A 24,396-nucleotide genomic window follows, 5' to 3' on the forward strand; every position below is an offset into this window, starting at 1 on the left:
TCAGCCCTTGACCGCGCCCGCGGCGATGCCGCGCACGAAGAGCTTGCCGGAGATGAGATAGATGGAGAGCGGAACCAGGCCGGTGATCAGCGTCGCGGCCATGTTGACGTTGTATTCCTTCACCCCTTGGGTCGAGTTGACGATGTTGTTTAGCTGGACCGTCATCGGGTAGGTGTCGGGCTTGGTGTAGATCACCCCGAACAGGAAGTCGTTCCAGATGCCGGTGATCTGCAGGATCATCGCCACCGCGAAGATCGGCAGCGACATCGGCACCAGCACCCGCAGGAAAATCCCCCAGAAGCCCGCGCCGTCGACGCGCGCCGCCTTGAACAGCTCTTCGGGGAGCGAGGCGAAGTAGTTGCGGAACAGCAGCGTGATGATCGGCATGCCGAACACGGTGTGCACCAGCACCAACCCCCAGACCGAGCCCATCAGCCCGATCTCGCGCAGGATCACCACGATCGGGTAGATCATCACCTGGTAGGGAATGAAGGCGCCGAAGATCAGGATGGTAAAGAACACCTCCGATCCCTTGAACTTCCAGTTGACCAGCGCGTAGCCATTGACCGAGGCCACCGCGATCGACAGCACGGTCGAGGGCACGACGATGGCGACCGAGTTCCAGAAGCCGCGGCTGAGACCGTCGCAGTTGAGCCCGGTGCAGGCCTCGGCCCAGGCCTTGACCCATGGCGCGAAGGTGACCTCCACCGGCGGGGCGAAGATGTTGCCCATGCGGATCTCGGGCATGCCCTTGAGCGAGGTCATCACCATGACCCACAGCGGCAGCAGCCAGTAGAGCGACACGAGGCCGAGCGCGCCGTAGATCATGATCCGCTTTCCGGTGACGCGGGATCTGGGGCGGGCGCCGACCGGGCCGTCGAGGGTGCGGGCGGGCGCGCCGGAGGCGGCCTGGGGGGTGAAGGCGACATCAGCCACGGCGCTTTCCTCCGAATTCGAGAACCGCCCAGGGGATGACGATCACCAGCACGGCGAGCAGCATCATGGTCGAGGCGGCGAAGCCCTGACCGAGGTTCTGGTTGGCGAACATGTAGTCGTAGACGTATTTCGCGGGCACTTCGGAGGCATTGCCCGGCCCGCCGCCGGTCAGCGCCACGACGAGGTCGTAGAGCTTCACGATGCCCGCGCCGATCAGCACCACCGAGGTCACGAAGACCGGGCGCAGGATCGGCACGACGATCAGGAGATAGGTCTTCCACGCCGGGATGCCGTCGACGCGCGAGGCCTTCCAGATGTCCTCGTCGACGCCGCGCAGACCGGCGAGCATGATCACCGTGACGAGGCCGGTGCCCTGCCACAGACCCGCCATCAGCAGCGCCACCATGACGAGGCCGGGGCTGTGCAGCGGATCGAAGGCGAAGCTTTCCCAACCGGCGGCGCGGACCATGCCCTGAATGCCGAGGTCGGGGTTCAGGATCCACTGCCACACCAGCCCGGTGACGATGAAGGACAGCGCGTAGGGATAGAGGATGATCGAGCGGAACACGTTCTCGCCGCGAATCTTCTGGTCGAGCAGCGCCGCGAAGACGAAGCCCAGCATCAGGGACAGCACCAGCGTCAGGACGCCGTAGATTGCGAGGTTCTCTACCGAGGCGATCCAGCGCGACGACGACCAGAGCCGGTCGTATTGCGCGAGGCCGTCGAAATTCGCGCGCGGCAGGAGTTTCGAGTCGGTGAAGCTGTAGACCACGGTCCAGAGCGAGCAGCCGATGAAGACGACGGTGGCGGTGACCACCATCGGCAGGGCGGCAAGCTTGGCCATGGGATTGCGCAGCAGGTGGCTGGGGCGTCGGGCGGACACGCGCGCATCTCCTCTGTCAGGGGATAGGTGGGGCCGCCGCCGTGGGAAGCGGTCGGCCCCAGGGGAGGATCACTTGTCGCTGAGAATGACCTCGGCGAAGCGCTCCTGCGCGTCTTCGGCCGACATGTCGGAGGCGAAGAACTCGGCCAGCAGGTCACCGACCTGCCCTGCCACGTCGGGCGAGATCAGCATGTCGACGCTGTCGATCACCTTGCCTGCCTTGAGCGCCTCGAGGCCCTTTTGCATGCAGGCCCCCGCCTCGGCCAGATCGACGTCACCGCGCACCGGCAGCGAGCCCTTCTTGGTGTTGAAGGCGATCTGCGCCTCAGGCGAGATCAGCAGCCGTGCGAGATCCTTCTGGCCTTGGGTGATCGCCTCGTCATCATTAGCGGGGAAGTAGAAGGCGTCGCCGCCGGTGGAGATCAGCGGCTCGCCGCCAAGCCCCATGAGACAGTCGTAATCCTGCCCCGCAACCTGCCCCGCGACCTGGAATTCGCCCTGCGCCCAATCGCCCATCACGTTGGCTGCGGCCTCGCCGTTGATCACGGCGGCGGTGGCGAGGTTCCAATCCTGCACGTTGGTGCCTTCGAGCATCTCGCGCGCTGCGACCGCCTCCTCGAACACCATTGCCATCTCCTCGCCGCGCAGCACGGCTTCGTCGCCATCGCGGTAGACGCCGTAATAGACGTCCTTGCCGCCGAGACCCGAGACCAGTGTCTGGAACAGCGTGGCGAACTGCCAGGGCTGCAGCCCCTCGATCAGCGGCTGCACGCCCGCCTCGCGCAGCGCCGGAGCGGCGGCCTTCAGCTCCTCCCAGTTCTGTGCGGGGGCGACCCCGGCCTTTTCGAAGGCCTTGATCGAGGTCCACATCCACTGCGGCGAGTGGATGTTGAGCGGCACGCAGTAGACGCGGCCCTCGAAGGTGCAGGCGTCGAGCAGCGAGGCGGGCTTGATCAGCTCGGCCCAGTTGCCCTCCTCCGCCAGCTCGGTCAGGTCGAGCATCATGCCCGCCTCGACCAGCTCCTGCGCCTGCTGGCCGTGGTTGAGCTGGGTCGCGGCCATCGGATCGCCGCCCAAGATGCGCGAGATGATCACCGGCCGCGCGGTGCTGCCCGAGCCCGCTATCGCGCCGTCGATCCAAGCGTGATCCGTCGCCGCCTCGAACGAGGTTGCCAGTTCACGCACCGCCGCAGCTTCGCCGCCAGAGGTCCACCAATGGGTGATCTCGAGATCGGCGGCCATGGCACCTGCCGGAAGCACCGATATGACGGTGGCGGCAAGCATGCGGCGCAGGGGCGCTCTGCGGGGTTCGGCGTGGATCATCATTCGTCCTCCCATGGGGCCATTTTTGGCCCGGTTCTCTGCAACGGCGCAGTGTCCTCCCCGGAAACAGCACCTGTAATCGATTACAAATATTCCCTCGGAAGCTATGCAATCGTTTACATATCCTCGCGTCAGCCTTCCCTCCTATCAACGAAAATGTAATGGTTTACATGGGCAGAGCGGATTATGCCGGCTCGCGCGCCAACGGAGAGCCGGAGAATGTCGCTCAGCATCAAGGACATCGCCCGCCTTAGCGGCGTCTCCACCGCCACGGTCAGCCGCACCCTGTCGCAGCCGGATCGTGTCTCCGAAACCACCCGTGAGGCGGTGATGGCGGTGGTCGACCGGCACGGCTACCGGGTTAATTCGATGGCGCGGAACCTGCGTCGCCAGCGCGCCGATTCGGTGCTCGCCATCGTGCCCGATCTCGGCAACCCGTTCTTCTCTGCGATCTTCGCGGGTCTGCAGCAGACCCTGTCGGCCGGGGGAACCGATCTTCTGGTGACCGACAGCCATTCGGCGCTGCGCGGCGGCCAATCGCTGCTGTCGCACCTGCGTGAGGCGCGGGTCGATGGGCTGGTCTGCCTTGATGGCGAATTACCGGAAGCGGCACGGGCCGAGCTCAAGGCCCCGGACATCGCGACCCGTGTGGTCTTTGCCTGCGAATGGCTGGCCGAGGGCGACTTTCCCTCGGTGCGCAGCGACAACCGCGCCGGGATGCGGCTCGCGGTCGATCACCTCGTGGGTCTTGGCCATCGCGACATCGCCTACCTGTCTGGCCCCGGGGGCAACGTACTTGACACCGAACGTCGCGCCGGGGTGGTCGAGTCGCTGGCGTCGCATGGCCTGGCACTGCCGGGTCCGCGGTTCGGATCGGGGGATTTCTCGCTCGAAGCCGGGCGCGCGGCAGCGGCAGAGTTTCTGGCGCTCATTCCGCGCCCCACGGCAGTGATCTGCGCCTCGGACCAACTCGCCATCGGCTTGGCTTCGGGGTTGCACGCGCACGGATTGCGGGTGCCCGACGACGTGTCGCTGGTTGGCTTCGATGACATCCAGACCGCCGAATTCGTGAACCCACCGCTCACCACCGTGCGGCAGGACCGCCTGCAGATTGGCGTGCAGGCGGCAAGTCTGCTGCTGCGGCAGCTTGCCGGTGCAAACTGCGCGCCCAACAAGATCGTCACCCTGCCGGTGTCGCTGCAAGTCCGGGGCTCGACGGCGGCCCCGTCTCTGGCTCGGAAACCATAGGTCGTTCCGGGCTCCGCGAACTCTTCGTTCCGAGCATCGCGGATGACAGCATCGCCCGGCGGCGCAGTTTCGGGCCGCGCTGCTCCTGCTTGACTGACCAAGGCCTCAGACCACGCCCCCCCCCCTGAGACCGCCCGCGACGGCGCGGTCGGGATGCCACTTATGGGCGCAGTGGGCTGGCCCGTCGCAGATCCGCCGTCAGATGCACGATCCTCTCCAGAGCCGCCCCGATGAGCCGCCCGGCGCCCAGAGGAGCGCGCAGCACCCGGGCGGGGGCGGCGGTGGCCATCGCAATGGCACGCTCCAGATCCATGCCCACCTCGTTGCGCATCACCTCGATCGCGCGCGGCATCGACAGATCCGCCCCGGCGAGTGTCCCGTCGGCCAAGGTCAGACGCCCATCGCGGCGCAGGATGCGGCGGCCGTTCAGAGTAAATTCGGTGATGTCCGAGCCCACCGGCGCCATGGCGTCCGTCACCAGAAACACGCCGTCGGGCCTTGCCCGCAGCGCTGCACGGATCGCCGCAGGATGCACATGGATCGCATCCGCGATCAGCCCCGCAACCCCTTTCCCGTCGAGCGTCGCGCCAACGAGCCCCGGCTCGCGGTGACCCAACCCGCTCATCGCGTTGAAAAGATGCGTGGTGCAGCAGGCACCCGCCGCGAAGGCCGCGCGGCAGACATCATAGCCCGCGTCCGAGTGGCCGAGCGAGACGATGACCCCGGCGGCCGTAAGCCGGGCGATCTGCACGGGCGTCACGGTTTCGGGCGCGACGGTGAGCATAAGATTTGGCAAACGCGCTGCCGCACTCTCAAGCATCGCCATGTCGGCGTCGCCCATCGGGCGCACCAGGTCCGCATCATGCGCGCCCTTGCGGGCCATCGACAGGTGCGGCCCTTCGAGATGCAGCCCGACGATGCCCGGCATGCCTTGCGAAATCGCCTGCACCACCGCCTCGATGGCAGCAGCCGAGGCCTCCGCCCGGTCGGTGATCAGCGTTGGCAGCAGCGCCGTGGTTCCCAAGGCGCGATGTGCTTCGGCGATGACGCGCAGCGTTTCGGCGTCGGGACGGTCGTTGAACATTACCCCGCCGCCGCCATTGACCTGTAGATCGACAAAGCCGGGACAGATCGTGCCGCCCTCCATGCGGCGGACCTCGAAACCCTCGGGGATCGACGCCTCGGCCAAAAGCGCCGTGGCGCGGCCCGCGATGACCAGCAGGGCCGCACCGTGGTGCAGCCTGTGCCCGTCGTGGATGTCGGCACCGGTAAAGGCGATGCGGTCGGTCATGTCGTCTCCGTGACCTTGTTGAGATGGCGAGGCGCGTCGGGGTCAATCCCGCGCGCCACGGCAACCCGCTCGACCATTGCGTAAAAGCTCGCGATGAGCGTGATCGGGTCGGTCAGCGGATGCCCCGTTCGGATCACCGGCAGCGCCTGCGCGGTGGTGGCGCGGTCGCTGGTGACATGGACCTGCGCCCCCTTGGCGGCGATGGCGTCGGCCACCTCGACCAGCGCCGCCTCGGCCGCGTCGGCGGCGCAGAGCGCGACCACCGGAAAGCCGCTGCCGACGATCGAGACCGGCCCGTGCATCACCTCGGCTGAGGAATAGGCCTCGGCGTGAAGCTGGCAGGTCTCCTTGAACTTGAGCGCGGCCTCGCAGGCCAACGCATAGGAGGGGCCGCGCCCGAGGCAGTAGAGAGACCCGCCCGCCCCCAGCGCCGCCCCCGGCCCGTCCCAATCGAGCGTGACCGCCTGCTCCAGAAGCGGCGGTAGGCCCCGGATCGCGGCGCGCAGGTCGTCATCCTCGGCCCATTCGGCCAAAAGCCACAGCGCGCAAACGGCCGAGTTCACAAAAGTCTTGGTCGCCGCGACGCTCAGCTCTGGACCCGCGTGCAGCGCCAGCGCATGGCGGCTTTCGCCCGCCAGCGGCGAGGCGGGATCGTTGGTCAGCGCGATACCAAGCGCACCCGCCTCGCGGGCCATCCGCGCCATGGCAACGATGTCGGGACTCTGGCCCGATTGCGAAACGGCTATGCAGCCTGCACCGCCGAGCGCCAGTCGGCGCTCATAGATCGAGGCCACGGAGGGGCCGACCGAGGCGACGGGTCGGCCCAGCGTCAACTCGGTCGCATATTTGAAGAATGTTGCGACATGGTCCGACGACCCGCGCGCCACGGTGACGAGAAACGCAGGGTCGAGCGCACGCAGGTCGGCGGCAGCCTTGGTGACATCGGCCTGCCCCTGATCTAGCAGGCGGGCGACGGCCTGGGGGATTTCGAGGATCTCCCGGCGCATCCGTGTCTGGTGGTCGGTCATCTTACGGTCCTCATTCCTGTGCGAGACGCAGTTCGGCGACGAAGTTGTAAGCGTCGCCTCGGTAGAGAGAGCGGGTGAATTCGGCCACCCGCCCGTCGGCGAGATAGGAAGTGCGCTCGATGCTGAGCCCGGCGGTGCCCGGCTCGATCTCGAGCGTTGCGGCGTCGTCGCGGCCCATGTTGATCGCCGAAATCTTCTGCAGCGCCCGTACCGGTCGCAGCCCGGCCTGCGCCAGCACGCCGTAAAGCGAGGTCTCGACCGCACTCGGGTCAGCGAGGATGCTCAGCGGCAGCGCCGCGCGCTCGATCGCCAAGGGCCGTCCATCGGCGAGCCTGAGACGCGCCAGCCGCGCCACCTCATCGTCCGACGACAGGCCGAGTGCCACGACCTCATCCGGCGACGGCAGGAAAACGCCCCGATCGAGCCATCGCGTCGTGGTCGAGAGGCCGCGTCGCGCCATGTCCTCGGTGAAGGAGGTAAGCCGCGACAGCGACTGCTCCAGCCTCGGGGCGCGCGGCGCCACGAAGGAGCCGGAGCCCTGTTTCTGAACCACCAGCCCCTCTTGGGCGAGCCGACCGATCGCCTTGCGCACCGTGACCCGCGACAACCCGGTGAGCGTCGCGATCTCGCGTTCCGGCGGCAGCGAGGTGCCCGGCGGCAGCAGCCCCTGCGACACCGCCTCGGACAGCCTGCGAGACAGCCGGAGATAGAGCGGCCCGGCGTCGCTCTTCACCCAAGCCTCCGGCGCAAGGAAATCCGCAATGCTCATCACTGTCCTCCCTGCCGGGCAAGGATCAGGGCGCCGTCGAGCGGGGTGCCCTGCGGATCGGCAAATCGGCGACCGGGCCGCTCCAGCGCCGCGCGGTAGAGCGGCCCGAGACCGCCGGTGAGATAGATCGGCTCGTCGGCCCTGTGTCCGAGCGTGTCCAGCGCCCGGTCGAGCCACTGCGCGCCGCGCTCCACGATTTCGCGCGCGGTGCCGTCACCCGCCGCTGCCGCCTCCATCACCATGGGGGCCAGCGTGCCGAAATCGGCGGGCCGCGCGGTTGCGGCAAAGCCGACGATATCCTGCGGCGCTCCGCCGAGCCGTGCCAGCAGCGCCTCGGTCAGATCGGTGCGGGCGCGCATCCCGTCGACGGCCTCGAGCGTCGCGGCGAGGGCCGCGCGCCCGATCCAGCCGCCAGAGGCTTGATCCGAAAGCTGCAGCCCCCAACCGCCCACCGCGCGGATCGCACCACCGCGCCTCAGCCCCACGAAACTTCCCGTACCAATTGCCAGCACCGCCCCGTCGGCGCTTGCCCCAAGCGCCCCGGCGATGGCGATATCGCGGTCCTCGGTGACGCGGCAACGCCCCGGCAGCCGGCGCGCCGCCCGCGCGGCCATGGCCTCCGATTGCACACCTGCGAGCCCGGCGTGGCCGATCGCCCCGGTCAACGCCTCATCGGGCAGCCCGGCGGCCAGTGCTGCGTTTGCAATGGCGCGCAGCAGGTTGGCGATGCCGCCGTCGAAATCGGTGGTCAGATTTGCAGGCCCGGCCGCGCCCTGCCCCAGAAGGCCGCCGCGCCACAGCGCCGCCCGGCAACCGGTGCCGCCACCATCGAGGCCGAGAAACAGGGTCGCGCTATCGTTCATAGAATACCTATATAATACCTTTCGCGGGTTTGGAATGAGAATATTTTGGGATATCTGCGCAGCATCTTCCCAAGACGGCAGTAAACGCTGTCTCGCGTCGACACTATAGACAAGAGGTATCTCAAAGGTATTAGATAGGCCTCAAAGGAGAGTTCGATGGGTTTGCCACGTACGGAGCAGGTCACGACCGAGGCGGAAGCACTGGATCGCCTGACCGGTCCGGCCGCGCTGTCGCGGATGATCGACGTGCAGCGGGCGGCCATCGAAAGCCTGCGCACAGTATTGCCCGAGATAGAGGCAGCCGCCGCGCTGATGGCCGAAACGCTGCGCGGCGAGGGGCGTCTCGTCTATGCCGCGGCCGGAAGCTCGGCGCTGATGGCGCTGGCCGATGCCGCCGAACTGCCCGGCACCTTCGGCATCGCGCAGCAGCGGATCGTGATCCGCATGGCCGGTGGCGTACCCACGGATGCGGCGATGCCCGGCGATACCGAGGACGACACCAAGGCCGCGCAAGCGGTGATCGCGGAGTTGCGCCCCGACGACCTCGTCATTGCGCTGAGCGCCAGCGGCTCCACCCCCTATCCCACGGCCATCGCCCAAGGGGCGCCTGCGCGCGGCGCGCGGGTGGTGGCGATCGCCTGCAATCCCGGCACACCGCTGCTGGCCGCCGCCGATGTTGCAATCTGCCTCGCCACACCGCCCGAGGCGCTGGCGGGCTCGACCCGCATGGGGGCGGGCACCGCGCAAAAGGCGGCGCTGAACCTGATCTCGACCCGCGCGGGCGTGCTCTTGGGTCATGTGCATGACGGCATGATGGTCAATCTCGTCGCCGACAACGCCAAACTGCGGGGCCGGGCGGCAGGCATCGTCGCGCGCGTGGCCAAGGTGGAGGTGCAGACCGCCGCCCGCGCGCTCGATCTCGCACAAGGCGCGGTAAAGCCCGCCTGCCTGATCGCCGCCGGGGCGACGCCGGAGACGGCGCGCGCCTTGCTGGAGCGGCATGCGGACCATCTGCGCCCGGCTCTGGCCGAGCTTCACGACACACAACAAGACGCCTGAACAGGGCGCGACCTCATCAACACGGGAGAAGACAATGACCAAACGCATACTCGCGGGCGCGCTGCTGGGCACGACATTGCTGTCCGGCATGGCGCAGGCGCAGGACGTCACGCTCACCATCGAGAGCTGGCGCAACGACGACCTCGCGATCTGGCAGGACCAGATCATCCCGGCCTTCGAGGCCGAGCATCCGGGCATCAAGATCGATTTCACGCCCTCGGCCCCGGCCGAATACAACGCGGTCCTGAACTCCAAACTCGACGCGGGCTCGGCCGGCGACCTGATCACCTGCCGCCCCTTCGACGCCTCGCTGGCGCTATTCGAGGCCGGAAAGCTCGCCGATCTGAGCGACCTCGAAGGCATGTCGAATTTCTCGGACGTGGCGAAGTCGGGCTGGAGCAGCGATGACGGATCGGCCACCTACTGCGTGCCGATGGCCAGCGTGATCCACGGCTTCATCTACAACAAGGACGCCTTCGCCGAGTTGGGGCTCGAGGAGCCGAAGACCGTCGATGAATTCTTTGTCGTGCTCGACGCGATCAAGGAGGACGGCACCTATATCCCGATGGCGATGGGCACCAATGACCAGTGGGAAGCCGCCACCATGGGCTACCAGAACATCGGGCCCAACTACTGGAAGGGCGAGGAAGGCCGTCAGGCGTTGATCGATGGCACGGCCAAGCTCACCGACGCCGAGTGGACCGCTCCCTATGAGCAGCTCGCCAAATGGGGCGACTATCTGGGCGACGGCTACGAGGCGCAGACCTATCCTGACAGCCAGAACCTGTTCACGCTGGGTCGCGCCGCGATCTATCCCGCGGGCTCGTGGGAGGTGTCGGGCTTCAACGGCCTCGCCGACTTCGAGATGGGGGCGTTCCCGCCGCCGGTCCCGGCCGAGGGCGACGCCTGCTACATCTCGGATCACACCGACATCGGCATCGGCATGAACGCCGCGACCGAGCATCCTGACGAGGCCAGAACCTTCCTCAACTGGGTTGCGTCGAGCGAATTCGCCACGCTCTATGCCAACGCCCTGCCCGGCTTCTTTCCGCTGTCGCAGGCCCCGGTCGAGATCGAAGATCCGCTGGCGCAGGAGTTCGCAAGCTGGCGCGAGGAGTGTTCCTCGACCATCCGCTCGACCTACCAGATCCTGTCGCGTGGCACGCCCAACCTCGAGAACGACACCTGGAACGCCTCGGCACAGGTGATCAAGGGCGCCGAGACCCCAGCCGACGCGGGCGCGCGTCTGCAGGATGGCCTTGCAAGCTGGTACGAACCGCAAAAGTAAGCAGCGGACCGTCCGGGCGCCCCGCGCCCGGACGACGCCTACAGGAGGTCGACCCATGCCCGGCACCGCCGTCTCCAGCGCTGCGCCAAAGTTCCGCTGGCACATCGTCGTGTTTCTCGCCCCCGCGGTGCTGGTCTACACGGCGGTGATGATCCTGCCGCTGTTCGACACGCTGCGCCTCGCGCTTTACGACGAGGTCGAGGGCCAGAGGGTCTTCGTGGGCCTCGAGAATTTCCGCACGCTGTTCGGCGACCCGAACTGGTCGCGCCAGTTCTGGAACGCTTTGGCCAACAACTTCTGGTTCTTCCTGATCCACATGGCGGTGCAGAACCCGATCGGCATCGCGCTGGCGGCGATCCTGTCGAACCCGCGGCTTCGGTTCTCGGGCTTCTACCGCTCTGCGATCTTCATCCCCACCATCCTGTCCTTCGTGATCGTAGGTTTTGCGTGGAAGCTGATCCTGTCGCCGATCTGGGGCATCGCTCCGGGAATGCTGGATGCCATCGGCCTCAAATCGCTCTTCGCGCCATGGCTCGGGCGTGAGGAAACGGCGCTGACCACGCTGGCGCTGATCTCGGTGTGGCAATTCGTCGGCATCCCGATGATGCTGATCTATGCAGCACTCCTGTCGATCCCCGACGAGATCCTCGAGGCGGGCGAATGCGACGGCGTCACAGGCCTTTCTGCCTTCTGGAAGATCAAGCTGCCGCTGATCCTGCCATCGATCGGCATCATCTCGATCCTGACCTTCGTTGCGAACTTCAACGCCTTCGACCTGATCTATGCCGCGCAGGGCGCGCTGGCGGGACCGGATTTCTCCTCCGACATCCTCGGCACCTTCCTCTACCGCACCTTCTTCGGCTTCCAGCTTCAGCTTGGCGATCCGCATATGGGATCGGCCATCGCCTCCGCGATGTTCGCGGTCATCCTGATCGGGGTCTGCATCTATCTTTTCGGCATCCAGACCCGGATCCGCCGCTACCAGCTCTGAGGAGGGTGCGATGTCCACCGCACGACACACACCGCTCAATTCGGTCGCGGCCCATGCGGCGCTGATCACCTATACGCTGATCGCGCTGTTCCCGGTCTTCGTCATCGTCATCAACAGCTTCAAGGCGCGCCGCGCGATCTTCCGCGAGCCGCTGGCATTGCCGGATGCCGAAAGCTTCAGCCTGATCGGCTACCAGACGGTGATGAAGCAGGGCGATTTCTTCCTCTACTTCCAGAACTCCCTCATCGTCACCGTGGCCTCGCTGTTCTTCATCCTGCTGTTCGGCGCAATGGCGGCCTTCGCGCTGGCCGAGTACCGGTTTCGCGGCAACACGCTGATGGGGCTCTACCTCGCGCTCGGCATCATGATCCCGATCCGCATCGGTACGGTGGCGATCCTGCAGATGATGGTGGCGACGGGGCTGGTGAACACGCTTTGGGCGCTGATCCTCGTCTACACCGCCCAAGGCCTGCCGCTCGCGGTGTTCATCCTGTCGGAGTTCATGCGGCAGGTGTCTGACGACCTGAGGAACGCAGGCCGCATCGACGGACTCAGCGAATACAAGATCTTCTTTCGCCTCGTGCTGCCCTTGGTGCGCCCCGCCATGGCGACGGTGGCAGTGTTCAACATGATCCCGATCTGGAACGATCTGTGGTTTCCGCTGATCCTCGCCCCGGCCGAGGAGGTAAAGACGCTCACCCTCGGCTCACAGGTGTTCATCGGCCAGTTCGTGACCGACTGGAACGCGGTGCTCTCGGCGCTCAGCCTCGCGATCTTGCCGGTGCTGGTGCTCTACGTCATCTTCTCGCGGCAGTTGATCCGCGGCATCACCTCGGGAGCCGTCAAATGACCCAACGCGTCCTCATCGCCGGGCTTGGCAACATGGGGCTGAGCCACGCGCTGGCCCATCACGCCCACCCGGACAGCGAGATCGTAGGGCTGGTGAACCGTTCGGCGCGCGCCCTTCCCGACGCGCTCGCCCCCTATCCGCTCTTCACCGATTACGACACGGCCCTGGCCAAGACACGCCCCGATGTCGTGGTCATCGCCACCTATTCCGACAGCCATGCCGATTATGCCTGCGCCGCGATGCGCGCGGGCGCGCATGTCTTCGTCGAAAAGCCGCTCGCCACCACCGTGGCCGATGCGACCCGCGTGGTGGATTGCGCACGCAAGACCGGGCGCAAGCTCGTCGTCGGCTACATCCTGCGCCATCACCCGAGCTGGCAGCGGCTGATCGAGGAGGCGCGGACTTTGGGCGGGCCATATGTGTTCCGGCTCAACCTCAATCAACAGTCCTCGGGCGCTACCTGGGAGACGCACAAAGCCCTGATGCAGACCACCTCGCCCATCGTCGATTGCGGCGTTCACTACGTCGACGTGATGTGTCAGGTGACCGACGCGCGGCCCTTGCGAGTGCATGGCATCGGGCTTCGGCTCAGCGACGAAATCCCCGAAGACATGTACAACTATGGCCAGTTTCAGGTGGTCTTCGAAGATGGCTCGGTCGGTTGGTACGAGGCGGGCTGGGGGCCGATGATGTCCGAGACCGCGAGCTTCGTGAAGGACATCGTCTCGCCCAACGGATCGGTTTCGATCGCCGAGGGCAACACCGGGGCTTCGGATGACGTGGACGGCCACACCAAGGTCGGCGCGATTCGGCTGCACCGCCCCGATGGTGACCGCATCATGGAGATGCCCGACGAGCCGGGCCATCAGGCGCTGTGCGACGCCGAGCAGGCCTATCTGCTGCGCGCCATCGCCCAAGACATCGACCTGACCCGCCACATGCGTGACGCCGTGCAATCGCTGCGCATCTGCCTCGCCGCCGACCACAGCATCCGCACCGGCCAGCCTGTTGATCTGCTTGTCGATCTGGAGGAGACCCCATGACCGCACTCACGCTCGAAAAGGTGAGCAAGTCTTTTGGCAAGGTGCAAGTGCTGCACGACATCGATCTCACCGTCGAGGAAGGCGAGTTCGTGGTCTTCGTCGGCCCTTCGGGCTGTGGCAAGTCGACTCTGTTGCGGGTCATCGCGGGGCTGGAGGACGCGACCTCGGGCCGGGTCGAGATCGCCGGGGCCGACGTCACGCGCACGCCTCCCGCCAAGCGTGGCATCGCCATGGTGTTCCAGAGCTACGCGCTCTACCCGCATCTCGATGTGCGCGGCAACATGGCGCTGGGGCTGCGGCAGGAGGGCCAGCCGAAGGCGGTGATCGAGGAGCGCATCGCGGAAGCGGCGCGGATGCTGGAGCTTGGCCCCTATCTCGACCGACGCCCCTCCGAGCTTTCGGGCGGCCAACGCCAACGCGTCGCCATCGGCCGTGCCGTGACGCGCCAGCCCAAACTGTTTTTGTTCGACGAACCATTGTCGAACCTCGATGCGGCGCTGCGCATGAACACCCGCATCGAGATCGCGCAGCTGCACCGGACGCTCGGGGCGTCGATGATCTACGTCACCCACGATCAGACCGAGGCGATGACTCTTGCCGATCGGATCGTGGTGCTGCGCGACGGCAGGGTCGAGCAGGTGGGCGCGCCGATGGAGCTCTACAACAATCCCGCCAACCGCTTTGTCGCGGGCTTTCTCGGCGCACCGTCGATGAATTTTCTGGCGCCCGTGTCGGACGCGCCCGAGGGTGCCGTTCTGGGCATCCGCCCCGAACATCTGCGCCCCGATCCCAAAGGTCCGATCCGCGGCAGGATCACCCATGTCGAGCGCTTAGGCGGCGACACCAACATCGTGGTCGGCACCGAGGCCGGCGCGCAGGCGACGATCCGCATGTTCGGCCAACACGCTGCCAAGGTCGGCGAGGGGATCGCGATGGGGTTCGACCCCGCGCATGGCTTTCTGTTCGACGCCGGGGGGCAACGGTTGCGCTAGGCGGCACGGGGTCAGGGGGTGAACCGCGAATGCGGACCCCGCGACGGTCCATGCGGCGTCCCACCGCCGACCGGTCGCGACCCAGTGCTTGCGCGGGGGGCGTCAGGTTTGGCCGGGGATGCTCCCCCTCTTTGATCCGCACCCCGCACGGCTCGCATCGTGCGAGCCGCCCGCCCTGCTCGGAGCCTACTCGGCCTTTGCCTCCACCTCGTGACGTCGCACACGCAGCATCGTGCTCGATACCGAAAGCAGATGCCGCTCCATTTCCGCGGCGGCCTCGGACGGGCGGCGGCCGGCGATATGGGCAAAGAGATCCTGATGCTGTCGGCCCAGAGCAGCGATCCGGTCGGTCGAAAACGTCTCGCGCCGTCGGTCCGTCCATTGCGCGTGCCGCCGCACCGAGCGGATCGACTGGTGGATCGTCAGGAACAGCGGGTTGTGCGCCAGTTCGGCGATCTTGAAGTGAAAGATGTCATCGGCGGTCTCGTAAGCGCGCGCTTCGCCGGTCGACAGCGTCGCCTGCATCAGCCGCTCCAGCACCGAAAGCTCCTCGGAGGTCGCGCGCTGCGCCGCCAGCGCCGCCAGCGCCGGCTCGATCTCCATACGGACCTCCATGAGGTTGTGCGGCGTGACCTGCCGCACGAGGGTCTCGATGCCCACGCCTCCCGGGGGCGGCGCGGCGAAGGTGCCCTGCCCCTGCCGCCGAAAGATCGTGCCTTCGGCCTCGAGCACGTCGAGCAGAGACCTGAGCCGCCCCCGACCGAGCCCGAGCCGCTCGGCCAGCTGCCGCTCCGGCAACACCCTGCCATTGGCGAGAAGGCTCTCGTCGTCCAGCCCGGCGCGCAGCCGGGTCAGGATCCTGTCATCATCGCCTTCGGTCATGCCAACTCCATCGCCCCGACAAGATCCCAGAGCATCCGGGCGGAGGTCAATGCCAGAAACAGCCCGAAGGACAGGCGCAATGCCCGCTGCGGGATCGCATGGGCGAGCTTCACCCCGACACCGGCAAAGCTGGTGGTGAGCGGGATGATCACGGCCACGGCAACGAGGTTGACGTATCCCAGCGAAAAAGGCGGCAGGCCCTCGGATCCGATCCCGGTCAACATGTAGATGATCGCGCCCGGCAGGCCGATCACGAAGCCGATCGCCGCCGAGGTGCCGACCGCGCGGCGGATGTCGTAGCCGAGAAAGTTCAGGAGCGGCACGCAGACCGTGCCACCGCCGATGCCCATCATCGACGACACCGTACCCGCAAACACCCCGAAGCCCGCCCAAGCCGGTCTCGAGAAGAACTTTGGCGTGACCTCGCCCTTGCGTCCGCGCAGCACCATGTCGGCGGCCACGACGGCGGCCACGACAGCAAAGACGCCGATGAGGATGCGCCCGTCGATCAACCCGCCGGTGAAGCTGCCCAGCACCACGCCGATGAGGATCGAGGGCGCCCAGAGTTTCAGAAGCCCTGCGTCGATCGCGCCCTTCTTGTGATGGCCCCAAGCCGAGGACATCGAGGTAAAGACGATGGTGGCCAAAGAGGTGCCGACCGCGACCTGCATGGTCAGCCCCGGCTCCATGCCGGTGAGCGATAGGGCGAAATAAAGGGCAGGCACGATGACGATGCCGCCGCCGACGCCCAATAGGCCCGCGAGGATGCCGCCCGCGACCCCCGCCGCGACGGCGACGGCGAGAAGCGTGAGAATGGTGCCGAGATCCATGTCAGGCCCCCGTCTCGGTCGCGCGGGATCGCGAGACGCGGCCTTCGGCGGCGCGGCGGGCCTCGGCCTGCGCGATGGCGCGGTCGATCGGCGCGCGGTCGGTGGTGCCCGAGAAATTCTCGGCCGTGGGCATCGCGCCCGCGACATGCAAGTAGCGCTCATCCGCCACGTCGAGCAGGCGGCGCAGTTCGGCCAGCGGATCCGGGTCGTCGTCCACGCGCAGTGACAGGAAGGCATAGTCCTGCCCACGATGCACAGTGAGCCCGCCGGCCTGACGGCCCCGCTTGTCGCCGCCCGCGCGCTCGCCTGCCTCCATCGCATCGAGAAGCCGTTCGGCCATGGTGCCCTGCGACTTGATATAGGCGGCATAGGTCGCTTCCACGACCTCAGCGCCCGTCAGCATGTTGCCCGCCACCGAATGATGCGGCCCGACCAGATGCCCGGCCCAATCGATGCAGCCCGTGCCGGTATGGGCGACAAAACACCCTTGCGCATCCATCATGTGGCACTGCCGGATGTCGCGGCCTTCGTCGCGGGCCACGAGATCGGCCAATACGTCCTCGGCGCTTTCGCCCGTGGCCAGCCGAGCGCGCCCCTCGACGCCCCACATCGGATTGACGAAAGCCTGCGTCGCCACGGCGCAGCGCGCCCCGACATAAGGAACAGCCGCCCCGGCGGCGAAAAAACGCGAGGCGACGGCAATGCCGATCTCGCCGGTGTCGGGGTCATGCGCAATGATCGAATAAGTCATTCAGCGGCCCACCGCATAGGCCTGCATCAGCCGCGGCGTGGCGGCCGCGCGCAACAGCCCGTCCGGCTCGCGCAGCGCCGCCGTCAGGCGTCCGACGCTCCAGGGTTCGGCCACGGTCACCTTGTGGCCGCGCGCGCGCAGGGCCTCGATCACCTCCTCACCTACCGAAGGCTCGATCATCATCTCGCCGGGCTTGCATTCGCGCGGGTAGAACGAGCCTTGGAAATGCATCGAATGGAACAGCGGCGCGTCCATGCCCTCCTGCAGATCGAGCCCGTGGTGCACGAAACGCAGGAACCACACCAATTGCCACTGGTCCTGCTGATCGCCGCCGGGCGTGCCGAAGACCATCGCGCGCCCGTCCTTTTCGGCGAGGCTCGGCGTCAGCGTGGTGCGCGGGCGGCGGCCCGGAGCGAGCGAAGTGGGCAGGCCCTCGTCGAGCCAGAACATCTGGGCGCGCGAGTTCAATGGAAAGCCGAGGCCCGGGATCACGGGCGAGCTCTGCAGCCAGCCGCCCGAGGGGGTCGCCGCGACCATGTTGCCCCAGCGGTCGATCACATCGAGATGCACAGTATCGCCGCGCTTTTCCGACAGGTGCGCCATAGTCGGCTCCTGCGGTGCGGCCTCGGGGTTGCGGTCGAAGTCGCGGGAGGCGCGCTCGATCGCGGCGTCAGCCTGATGTTCGAAACCTGGAATCCGACCGGGGCGCTGCTCCAGCGAGGCGGCGTCCGAGATCAGCTTGGCGCGCTCGGCACCATAGGCATCCGACAGAAGAACCTCCATCGGGATGTCGGACTGTGCCGGGTCGCCGTAATAGGCCTCGCGGTCGGCATAAGCGAGCTTCATCGCCTCGATCACCACATGCACGAATTCCGCCCCGTTGGGGTCCATCGCGGCAAGGTCGAATTTCTTCAGGATCGACAGCGCCTGCAACAGCACCGGCCCCTGCCCCCACGGCCCGGTCTTGTGGACGGTCCAGCCGTGGTAATCGATCGAGACCGGTGCCTCGTAGCTCGCCCGCCAGCCCGCCATGTCCGCCTTGGTCAGAACACCGCGGTTTTTGCGCTCGGACACGTCGTGCACCTCGGCATCCTTGAGGTAGTCGGCCACGGCGTCGGCCACGAAGCCCTCGGCCCACATCGCGCGAGCCGTATCGATGCGCGCCTCGCGGCTTTCGCCACCGGCCTCGGACAGCCGCTCGTAGGTGTCGGCGAGGTCGGGGTTGCGAAACAGCTCATGCGCCTCGGGCGCACGGCCGCCCGGCGCCCAGACCTCGGCGGAGGTCGGCCATTCGGCCTCGAAATACTCAACCAGACCCTGCATCGTCGCCGCCACGCGCGGCAGCACCGGGTGGCCGTCGCGGGCATAATCGATGGCCGGGCGCATGACGTCGGCGATCTCCATCGTGCCGTGATCGCGCAGCATCAGCATCCAGCCGTCGAAGGCCCCGGGGATCACCGTGGCCAGAAGCCCGGTGCCGGGGATGAGGTCGAAGCCCTGCGCCTTGTAGTGCTCGATCGTGGCCCCTGCGGGAGCCGGCCCCTGGGCGCAGATCACCTCGACCTTGCCAGTCTTGGCGGATTTGAACACCACCGGCAGGTCGCCCGCCGGGCCGTTGAGATGCGGCTCCACCACCTGCAGCACGAGGCCGGTGGCGACGGCGGCGTCAAAGGCGTTGCCGCCACGCTCGAGGATGCCCATGCCGACGGCGGAGGCGATCCAGTGGGTCGAGGCGACGGCCCCGAAGGTGCCGCGGATCTCGGGGCGGGTGGTGAAAGCGGTCATTTGGATAACTCTCGTTCTTGGTATTCAGTGTTCGCGCGGGTCGAGCGCGTCGCGCAACCCGTCGCCCAGAAGGTTGAAGCCCAGCACCACGAGGAAGATCGCGATGCCCGGCCAGAGCGCCATCCAGGGCGCCTGGCTCAGGAAGTTCTTGGCGGTGTTGAGCATCGAGCCCCAGGACGGCGCGGGTGGCTGCTGGCCGAGGCCGAGGAACGACAGCGAGGCCTCGGCGATGATCGCGGTGGCGATGGTCAGCGTCGCCTGCACCAGCACCGGGGGCAGAATGTTCGGAAAGATGTAGCGGCGCAGGATTTTTGGCGTCGACAGCCCGATCGCATGCGCGCCTTCGACGTAATCCTCGGCCTTGACCGAAATCACCTGTCCGCGCGTCAGACGCACGAAGACCGGCGTGGCCGAGAGACCGATGGCGATCATCGCGTTGGTGAGCGACGGGCCGAGAAAGGCCGCGAGCGCGATGGCGAGGATCAGGAACGGGACAGCGAGCAGCGCCTCGGTGCAGCGCGAGATGATGCCATCGGTCCAGCCACCGAAATAGCCCGCGAGGATCCCTAGGGGCACGCCGAAGACCACGGCGATGCCAACCGAGATGACGCCCGCCATCAGAGAGGCGCGCGCACCCCAGACAAGGCGCGACAGCACGTCGCGACCGATCTCGTCGGTGCCGAGCCAATGCGCGGCCGAGGGGCCCTTGCGCACCGCGCCCCAATCGGTGGCGGTCGGATCGGGGATCGGCAGAAGTGGCGCGAAGACGGCCATGAGCACGAAGAACCCCACCAGCACGCCGCCGAGGACGGCGGAGTTGTGGCTGCGGAACTTCTTCCAGACGCGGTTTTCGGGACGGGCCTGAAGCACCGGGTCGGCCATGACCTGCGGCTTGAGCGTGGCGGGGGTGGCGGGCTGGGCCATCATTGCTTCCTCAGGCGCGGGTTCAGGACGTAATAGGCGGCGTCGGCGAGGATGTTCATGACGATGAAGCCCATCGCCGTGATCAGCACGATGCCTTGGACCACCGCGTAGTCGCGGTTGAACACGGCATCGACCACCAGCTTGCCAAAGCCCGGAATGGTGAAGATCTGCTCGGTCAGCACCGCCCCTGCGATCAGCTCTCCGAACAAGAGCGCCGTCAGCGTGACGATCGGGGTGAGCGCGTTGCGAAACGCGTGCTTGAGGATCACCCGGCGCTCGTTGAGGCCCTTGGCACGCGCGGTGCGTACATAGTCGGACTTGAGCACGCCCAGCATGGCCGATCGGGTGTGGCGCATCAGCGTCGCGGCGAGCGCCGTGCCCAGCACGAAGGCGGGCATAAGCATGGTCTTGATCGACAGCCACAGGTCATCGGAGGGCGGCACGTAGCCTGAGGCGGGCAGAAGCTGCCAGTTCACCGCGACCAGAAGGATCAGCATGATGCCGAGCCAGAAGTTCGGGATCGACAGGCCCGACAGCGCCACGACGTTGGCGATATAGTCGGTGATCGTGCCCTTCTTGACCGCCGAAAGGATGCCCGCCGGGATGCCGATCACCAGCGCGAAGACCAGCGCCATGAGCGCGAGCTGGATCGTCACGGGAAGCTTTTGCGCGATCAGTTCCGTGACTGGCTGGTTGGTGCGCAGCGAGATCCCGAGATCGCCAGTGACCACGCCCTTGATCCAGGTGATGTACTGCACCCAGACGGGATCGTTCATGCGGTATTTCTCGCGCAGGAATTCGATCACCTGCGGATCTCGCTCCTCTCCCGCCATGGCGAGGATCGGATCGCCCGGCAGCAGCTTCTGCAAGCCGAAGACGAAAATCGAGATGAGGATGACGGTCGGGATCGCGATGACGATCCGGCGCAGCAGAAAGGCGAGCATCAGGGGCACCCGGAGGTTGGGGGCCGCGCCGCATCGGGCGGCGCGGCCGGTCGCATCACTCGGACTTGCTCACGCCCTCAAAGCGGAACATGCCATCGGGATAGGCAACGAAGCCCTCGACCGCGGCGTCGAGCGCCCAGATCCAAGTCTCGTGGTAGAGATAGACGATGGGCTTGGCCTCTTCGAGGATCGCGGTCGCCGCGTCATAGCTCTCCTTGCGCGCCGCGGTGTCGGTCGTCACCCGGGCCTCGTCGAGCAGACGGTCCACCTCCGGGTCCGAGAACTTCGCGTCGTTGAGCCCGGCATCGGTGGTCATGAACTGGTGGATGTTGCCATCCGGATCGACCCGGCCCGACCAGCCAACCTGACTTGCGGTGAAATCGCCCGCCGTCTGGTCGGACAGCATGGTGGCGAATTCCTTGGAGGTGATCGAAATGCGGATCCCCGCCTCGGCGGCCATCGACTGGATCACCTGCATCAGTTGCAGGTTGACCGGCGCGTTGGGGGCTTGCACCTCGAGGTCGATCCCGTCGGCAAAACCTGCCTCGGCGAGCAGCGCCTTTGCCGCCTCGACATCGCGCGCAGGCACGGGGATGTTCGCGTTGTACCAAGGCGAGTTCGGCGGGAAGGCCTGGTTGCCGGCGGGGGCGGTGCCCTCAAATACCACCTGGTTGATCGCCTCGCGGTCGAGCGACAGCTCCAGCGCCCGGCGCAGCCGCGCGTCCTGACCCCAAGGGTTGTCGGCGCGCTCGCCGTTGCCGATGTTGAAGGTAATGCCCTGATAGCCCAGCGAGACCGCTTCCTCGACCTTGAGCGAGGGATCGTTGCGCACCTGTGCGACATCGGTGGCGGCCAGACGGTTGATCGCGTCGACATCGCCTGACTGCAGGTTCGCCAGACGCACGGTGCTGTCGGGGATCGGCAGGTAGGTGACGGTGTCGAAGTTGATCTCGTCCGCGTTCCAGTACTCGGCGAACTTCGACAGGACGATCTTGTCCTGCGCCACCCGCTCCTCGAACTTGAACGGGCCCGAACAGACTGGGTTCAGACCGAAGTCGGCGCCCGCTTCGGCGGCGGCGGTCGGCGAGACCATCATGCCCGCGCGGTCGGCGAGCTGTGCCAGAAGCGTTGCGTCGGGCTGCGTGAGGTCGATGCGGATCTCGTAGGAACCAAGTACCTCGGTGCCCGAGATCGAGGCAACCTCGGACTTGCGGCGGCTCTCCTCCATGGTCTGCGAGCGTTCGATGTTGGCGGCCACGGCCTCCGCGTCAAAGGCGGTGCCGTCGTGGAAGGTCACGCCTTCGCGCAGCTTCATGGTGAGCTGCGTGCCGTCCTCGTTCCAGCTCCATTCGGTGGCGAGCTGCGGCACGATCTCGAGATCGGGGGTGATGTCCACGAGCTTGTCGCACAGCGCGGTATAGACGATGCGGCCCACGAAGGTGCGCGACTGATCGGGGTCGAGCACGTCGGGATCGCTTTCGAGAGCGAAGCGGAAGTCTGCGGCCTGCGCCGAAAGCGCGGTGGCGCTCAAAAGCGCAGCGAGCAGCGTGGTCTTGCGGAAAGTCATGGTTTACCTCTGTCTGTCGGTCAGGTTGTTGCCCCGGCGTTGTTCGCCGTTTCGGATCGGTTGTCTTGTTGCAGCGTGGCCGCCTCGTAGAGGGCGAAACGTCGTCGCGCGCCTTCGCTGCGTGCGGCGGCGGAGGTGAGGCCCGCCTCTGGCCGCGTGGCCGCGATCTCCTGCCAGTGGTGGCAGGCGACGCGGGTCTCGTCCGCCGTTGCGCGCAGGTCGGGCACGACCGTCGCGCAATCCTCTCGTGCGAAGGGGCAGCGGGTGTGAAAACGACAGCCCGATGGCGGGTTCGCCGGGCTCGGCGTCTCCCCCTTGAGCGCGAGCCGAGTCTTGGCGCGACCATGCGCGGCCTCGGGGATCGCCGACAAGAGCGCCATGGTGTAGGGATGCCGCGGCCGCGAGAAGATCTCGTCGGTCGGCCCGCTCTCGACCACCTGGCCCAGATACATCACCGCGACGCGGTCGCTCATGTGGCGGATCACCGCGAGGTCGTGGGCGATGATCACCAGCGTCATGTCGAACTGCGACTTGAGATCGTGCAGCAGGTTCACCACCTGCGCCTGCACCGACACGTCAAGCGCCGAAACCGGCTCGTCACCGATCACGAGACGCGGGTTCGACGCGAGCGCGCGGGCGATGCCGATGCGCTGGCGCTGGCCGCCCGAGAACTCGTGCGGATAGCGGTCGGCGTGTTCGGGGCGCAGCCCCACGGTGCGGAGCAGTCGCGCCACCTCGGCCCGGCGCTGCGCGCGCGACAGCTCGGGCCGGTGCGTCTCGATCGGCTCGCCGACCAGTTTGCCCACGCTCATGCGCGGGTTGAGCGAGGAGAAGGGGTCCTGAAACACGAACTGCATGTCGCGGCGCAGCTCGCGCAGGTCGCGGCCCCGGATGCCCGCGATGTCACGCCCCTCGAACGCGATCGCCCCTTCCGTCGGCTCAAGGAGCCGCATCAGCAGACGCGCCAGCGTGGACTTGCCGCAGCCGCTCTCGCCGACGATGGCGAAGGTCTCGCCGCGCCTGATCTCGATCGACACGCCATCGACCGCGCGCACCACCTTGGTCTCGGACATGAAGCCACCACCAACGCGGAAGTGCTTTTTGAGACCCTCGGCCCTGAGAATGGTGTCGCTCATGCGCTGCGCTCCAATGTCAGTTCCAACGGGGCGAAGTGGCAGGCGGCGCGGTGACGAGCGGTAACTTCGGCCAGATCGGGCCGGGTCGCGCAGACCGGCGCGGCAAAGGGGCAGCGCGATGAAAAGCGGCAGCCCTCGGGCATTTGACCGATGCTCGGCACCGACCCCGGCACCGTCGACAGGCGGCGTCTCGGCCCGGTGAGCGTCGGCACCGAGGCCATCAGCCCGATGGTGTAGGGGTGCTGCGGGTCGTTGAAGATCGCCTCCGCCGGCCCGTATTCAACCACCTGGCCCGCGTACATCACGGCGACATCGGTCGCGATCTCCGCCACCACGCCGAGGTCATGGGTGATCATGATCGTGCCCATGCCCGTCTCGGCCTGCAGCTCGGCGATGAGATCGAGGATCTGCGCCTGCACTGTCACGTCGAGCGCGGTGGTCGGCTCGTCGGCGATCAAAAGCTCGGGGTCGTTGGCCAGCGCCATGGCGATCATCACCCTTTGGCGCATCCCGCCAGAAAGCTGGTGCGGGTATTCGTCTAGCCGCTGCTCCGGCGCGGGGATGCCGACCTTCCTCAGCATCTCGAGCGCTCGGGCGCGCGCCGCCGCACCTCCGCACCGACGGTGCCTCTCGACGGCCTCGGCGATCTGGTCGCCGATCCGAAAGGCGGGGTTGAGAGAGGTCATCGGCTCTTGGAAGATCATCGCCATCCGGTCGCCGCGCATCTGCGCGATGCGACTGTGATCGGCGGGCGCAAAGCCTTCGCCGTCGAAGCGGATCTCGCCGCCGCCGAAGCGCACGTCGTCCTTCGGCAGGAGGCCCATCAGCGCCAGTGCCGTGACGCTTTTGCCGCAACCGCTCTCTCCGACGATGCACAGCGTCTCATTGCGGCCGACCTGGAAGGACACGTCCTGCACCACGTCCTGATCCTGCCCGCGGAAGCGGAATTGCAGGTTTCGAACCTCGAGAAGTGGCTGATCCATTCGACGTGTTTCCCTCTGCGGATGGGCCAA

At 66.9% G+C, this 24,396-nt stretch carries 23 protein-coding genes; 7 read left to right on the forward strand and 16 right to left on the reverse strand.

Annotated elements, in window-relative coordinates:
- From AADJ02_RS09450 to AADJ02_RS09460, 3 genes are all read right to left on the reverse strand, one after another.
- A complete protein-coding gene (locus AADJ02_RS09450; RefSeq protein WP_341212751.1) occupies positions 1 to 936 on the reverse strand; it encodes a carbohydrate ABC transporter permease in 936 nt (311 codons plus the stop codon).
- On the reverse strand, positions 929 to 1,780 hold the full coding sequence (locus AADJ02_RS09455; RefSeq protein WP_341212906.1) for a sugar ABC transporter permease: 852 nt from the start codon (positions 1,778 to 1,780) through the stop codon (positions 929 to 931). The genes AADJ02_RS09450 and AADJ02_RS09455 overlap by 8 nt, the downstream gene beginning before the upstream one ends.
- A 108-nt stretch (positions 1,781 to 1,888) precedes the next feature.
- Positions 1,889 to 3,142, reverse strand: coding sequence for an ABC transporter substrate-binding protein (locus AADJ02_RS09460; protein WP_341212752.1), 1,254 nt, complete (start codon positions 3,140 to 3,142; stop codon positions 1,889 to 1,891).
- A 219-nt stretch (positions 3,143 to 3,361) separates the two neighbouring features.
- Between AADJ02_RS09460 and AADJ02_RS09465 the strand changes: the two genes are divergently transcribed.
- Positions 3,362 to 4,390 carry a LacI family DNA-binding transcriptional regulator gene (locus AADJ02_RS09465; RefSeq protein WP_341212753.1) on the forward strand — a complete coding sequence of 343 codons (1,029 nt, stop codon included), beginning with the start codon at positions 3,362 to 3,364 and terminating at the stop codon, positions 4,388 to 4,390.
- A gap of 160 nt (positions 4,391 to 4,550) precedes the next feature.
- Here AADJ02_RS09465 and nagA read toward each other — a convergent pair whose 3' ends face one another.
- The 4 genes from nagA to AADJ02_RS09485 are packed head-to-tail and all read right to left on the reverse strand — an operon-like array spanning position 4,551 to position 8,341.
- Complete coding sequence (nagA, locus tag AADJ02_RS09470) at positions 4,551 to 5,681, reverse strand: N-acetylglucosamine-6-phosphate deacetylase (RefSeq protein WP_341212754.1); 1,131 nt, start codon at positions 5,679 to 5,681, stop codon at positions 4,551 to 4,553.
- A complete protein-coding gene (locus AADJ02_RS09475; protein WP_341212755.1) occupies positions 5,678 to 6,709 on the reverse strand; it encodes an SIS domain-containing protein in 1,032 nt (343 codons plus the stop codon). Before AADJ02_RS09475 ends, nagA begins: the two co-directional genes overlap by 4 nt.
- Before the next feature lie 10 nt (positions 6,710 to 6,719).
- Positions 6,720 to 7,478, reverse strand: coding sequence for a GntR family transcriptional regulator (locus AADJ02_RS09480; RefSeq protein WP_341212756.1), 759 nt, complete (start codon positions 7,476 to 7,478; stop codon positions 6,720 to 6,722).
- On the reverse strand, positions 7,478 to 8,341 hold the full coding sequence (locus AADJ02_RS09485) for a BadF/BadG/BcrA/BcrD ATPase family protein (protein ID WP_341212757.1): 864 nt from the start codon (positions 8,339 to 8,341) through the stop codon (positions 7,478 to 7,480). Before AADJ02_RS09485 ends, AADJ02_RS09480 begins: the two co-directional genes overlap by 1 nt.
- 156 nt (positions 8,342 to 8,497) lie before the next feature.
- On the opposite strand from AADJ02_RS09485, the gene AADJ02_RS09490 reads away from it, so the two are divergent.
- From AADJ02_RS09490 to AADJ02_RS09515, 6 genes are read left to right on the forward strand one after another with little or no spacing between them, the layout of a single operon-like run.
- Positions 8,498 to 9,400, forward strand: coding sequence for an N-acetylmuramic acid 6-phosphate etherase (locus tag AADJ02_RS09490; RefSeq protein ID WP_341212758.1), 903 nt, complete (start codon positions 8,498 to 8,500; stop codon positions 9,398 to 9,400).
- Positions 9,401 to 9,434: 34 nt separating this feature from the next.
- Positions 9,435 to 10,688, forward strand: coding sequence for an ABC transporter substrate-binding protein (locus AADJ02_RS09495; protein WP_341212759.1), 1,254 nt, complete (start codon positions 9,435 to 9,437; stop codon positions 10,686 to 10,688).
- Positions 10,689 to 10,743: 55 nt separating this feature from the next.
- A complete protein-coding gene (locus AADJ02_RS09500) occupies positions 10,744 to 11,679 on the forward strand; it encodes a sugar ABC transporter permease (protein ID WP_341212760.1) in 936 nt (311 codons plus the stop codon).
- Between the two features lie 10 nt (positions 11,680 to 11,689).
- Positions 11,690 to 12,529, forward strand: a complete 840-nt coding sequence (locus tag AADJ02_RS09505; protein WP_341212761.1) for a carbohydrate ABC transporter permease — start codon at positions 11,690 to 11,692, stop codon at positions 12,527 to 12,529.
- Positions 12,526 to 13,572, forward strand: a complete 1,047-nt coding sequence (locus AADJ02_RS09510) for a Gfo/Idh/MocA family oxidoreductase (RefSeq protein WP_341212762.1) — start codon at positions 12,526 to 12,528, stop codon at positions 13,570 to 13,572. The genes AADJ02_RS09505 and AADJ02_RS09510 overlap by 4 nt, the downstream gene beginning before the upstream one ends.
- The gene (locus AADJ02_RS09515) at positions 13,569 to 14,564 is read left to right on the forward strand and encodes an ABC transporter ATP-binding protein (protein ID WP_341212763.1); all 996 of its coding nucleotides are present in this window, start codon (positions 13,569 to 13,571) and stop codon (positions 14,562 to 14,564) included. Before AADJ02_RS09510 ends, AADJ02_RS09515 begins: the two co-directional genes overlap by 4 nt.
- A 186-nt stretch (positions 14,565 to 14,750) precedes the next feature.
- Here the strand turns inward: AADJ02_RS09515 and AADJ02_RS09520 are convergent, their stop codons facing one another.
- Genes AADJ02_RS09520 through AADJ02_RS09560 form a run of 9 tightly spaced genes read right to left on the reverse strand, consistent with a single transcriptional unit; the run spans position 14,751 to position 24,366 of the window.
- Positions 14,751 to 15,446 (reverse strand): FCD domain-containing protein, encoded by a 696-nt coding sequence (locus AADJ02_RS09520; protein ID WP_341212764.1) that lies wholly within the window; start codon positions 15,444 to 15,446, stop codon positions 14,751 to 14,753.
- A complete protein-coding gene (locus AADJ02_RS09525) occupies positions 15,443 to 16,276 on the reverse strand; it encodes a sulfite exporter TauE/SafE family protein (protein ID WP_341212765.1) in 834 nt (277 codons plus the stop codon). The genes AADJ02_RS09520 and AADJ02_RS09525 overlap by 4 nt, the downstream gene beginning before the upstream one ends.
- A 1-nt stretch (position 16,277) precedes the next feature.
- Positions 16,278 to 17,027: a DUF1028 domain-containing protein gene (locus AADJ02_RS09530; RefSeq protein ID WP_341212766.1), complete on the reverse strand. Its 750-nt coding sequence runs from the start codon at positions 17,025 to 17,027 to the stop codon at positions 16,278 to 16,280.
- On the reverse strand, positions 17,028 to 18,812 hold the full coding sequence (locus AADJ02_RS09535) for a gamma-glutamyltransferase family protein (RefSeq protein WP_341212767.1): 1,785 nt from the start codon (positions 18,810 to 18,812) through the stop codon (positions 17,028 to 17,030). It lies immediately after the preceding gene.
- Positions 18,813 to 18,836: 24 nt separating this feature from the next.
- A complete protein-coding gene (locus tag AADJ02_RS09540) occupies positions 18,837 to 19,736 on the reverse strand; it encodes an ABC transporter permease (RefSeq protein WP_341212768.1) in 900 nt (299 codons plus the stop codon).
- Positions 19,736 to 20,680, reverse strand: coding sequence for an ABC transporter permease (locus AADJ02_RS09545; RefSeq protein ID WP_341212769.1), 945 nt, complete (start codon positions 20,678 to 20,680; stop codon positions 19,736 to 19,738). Before AADJ02_RS09545 ends, AADJ02_RS09540 begins: the two co-directional genes overlap by 1 nt.
- Positions 20,681 to 20,735: 55 nt before the next feature.
- Positions 20,736 to 22,247, reverse strand: coding sequence for an ABC transporter substrate-binding protein (locus AADJ02_RS09550; RefSeq protein ID WP_341212770.1), 1,512 nt, complete (start codon positions 22,245 to 22,247; stop codon positions 20,736 to 20,738).
- A 20-nt stretch (positions 22,248 to 22,267) separates the two neighbouring features.
- Positions 22,268 to 23,383 (reverse strand): dipeptide ABC transporter ATP-binding protein, encoded by a 1,116-nt coding sequence (locus AADJ02_RS09555; protein WP_341212771.1) that lies wholly within the window; start codon positions 23,381 to 23,383, stop codon positions 22,268 to 22,270.
- Complete coding sequence (locus tag AADJ02_RS09560; protein WP_341212772.1) at positions 23,380 to 24,366, reverse strand: ABC transporter ATP-binding protein; 987 nt, start codon at positions 24,364 to 24,366, stop codon at positions 23,380 to 23,382. Before AADJ02_RS09560 ends, AADJ02_RS09555 begins: the two co-directional genes overlap by 4 nt.
- Positions 24,367 to 24,396 lie beyond the last annotated feature (30 nt).

The sequence above is a fragment of the uncultured Limimaricola sp. genome, from assembly GCF_964022235.1.
Classification (GTDB): domain Bacteria; phylum Pseudomonadota; class Alphaproteobacteria; order Rhodobacterales; family Rhodobacteraceae; genus Limimaricola.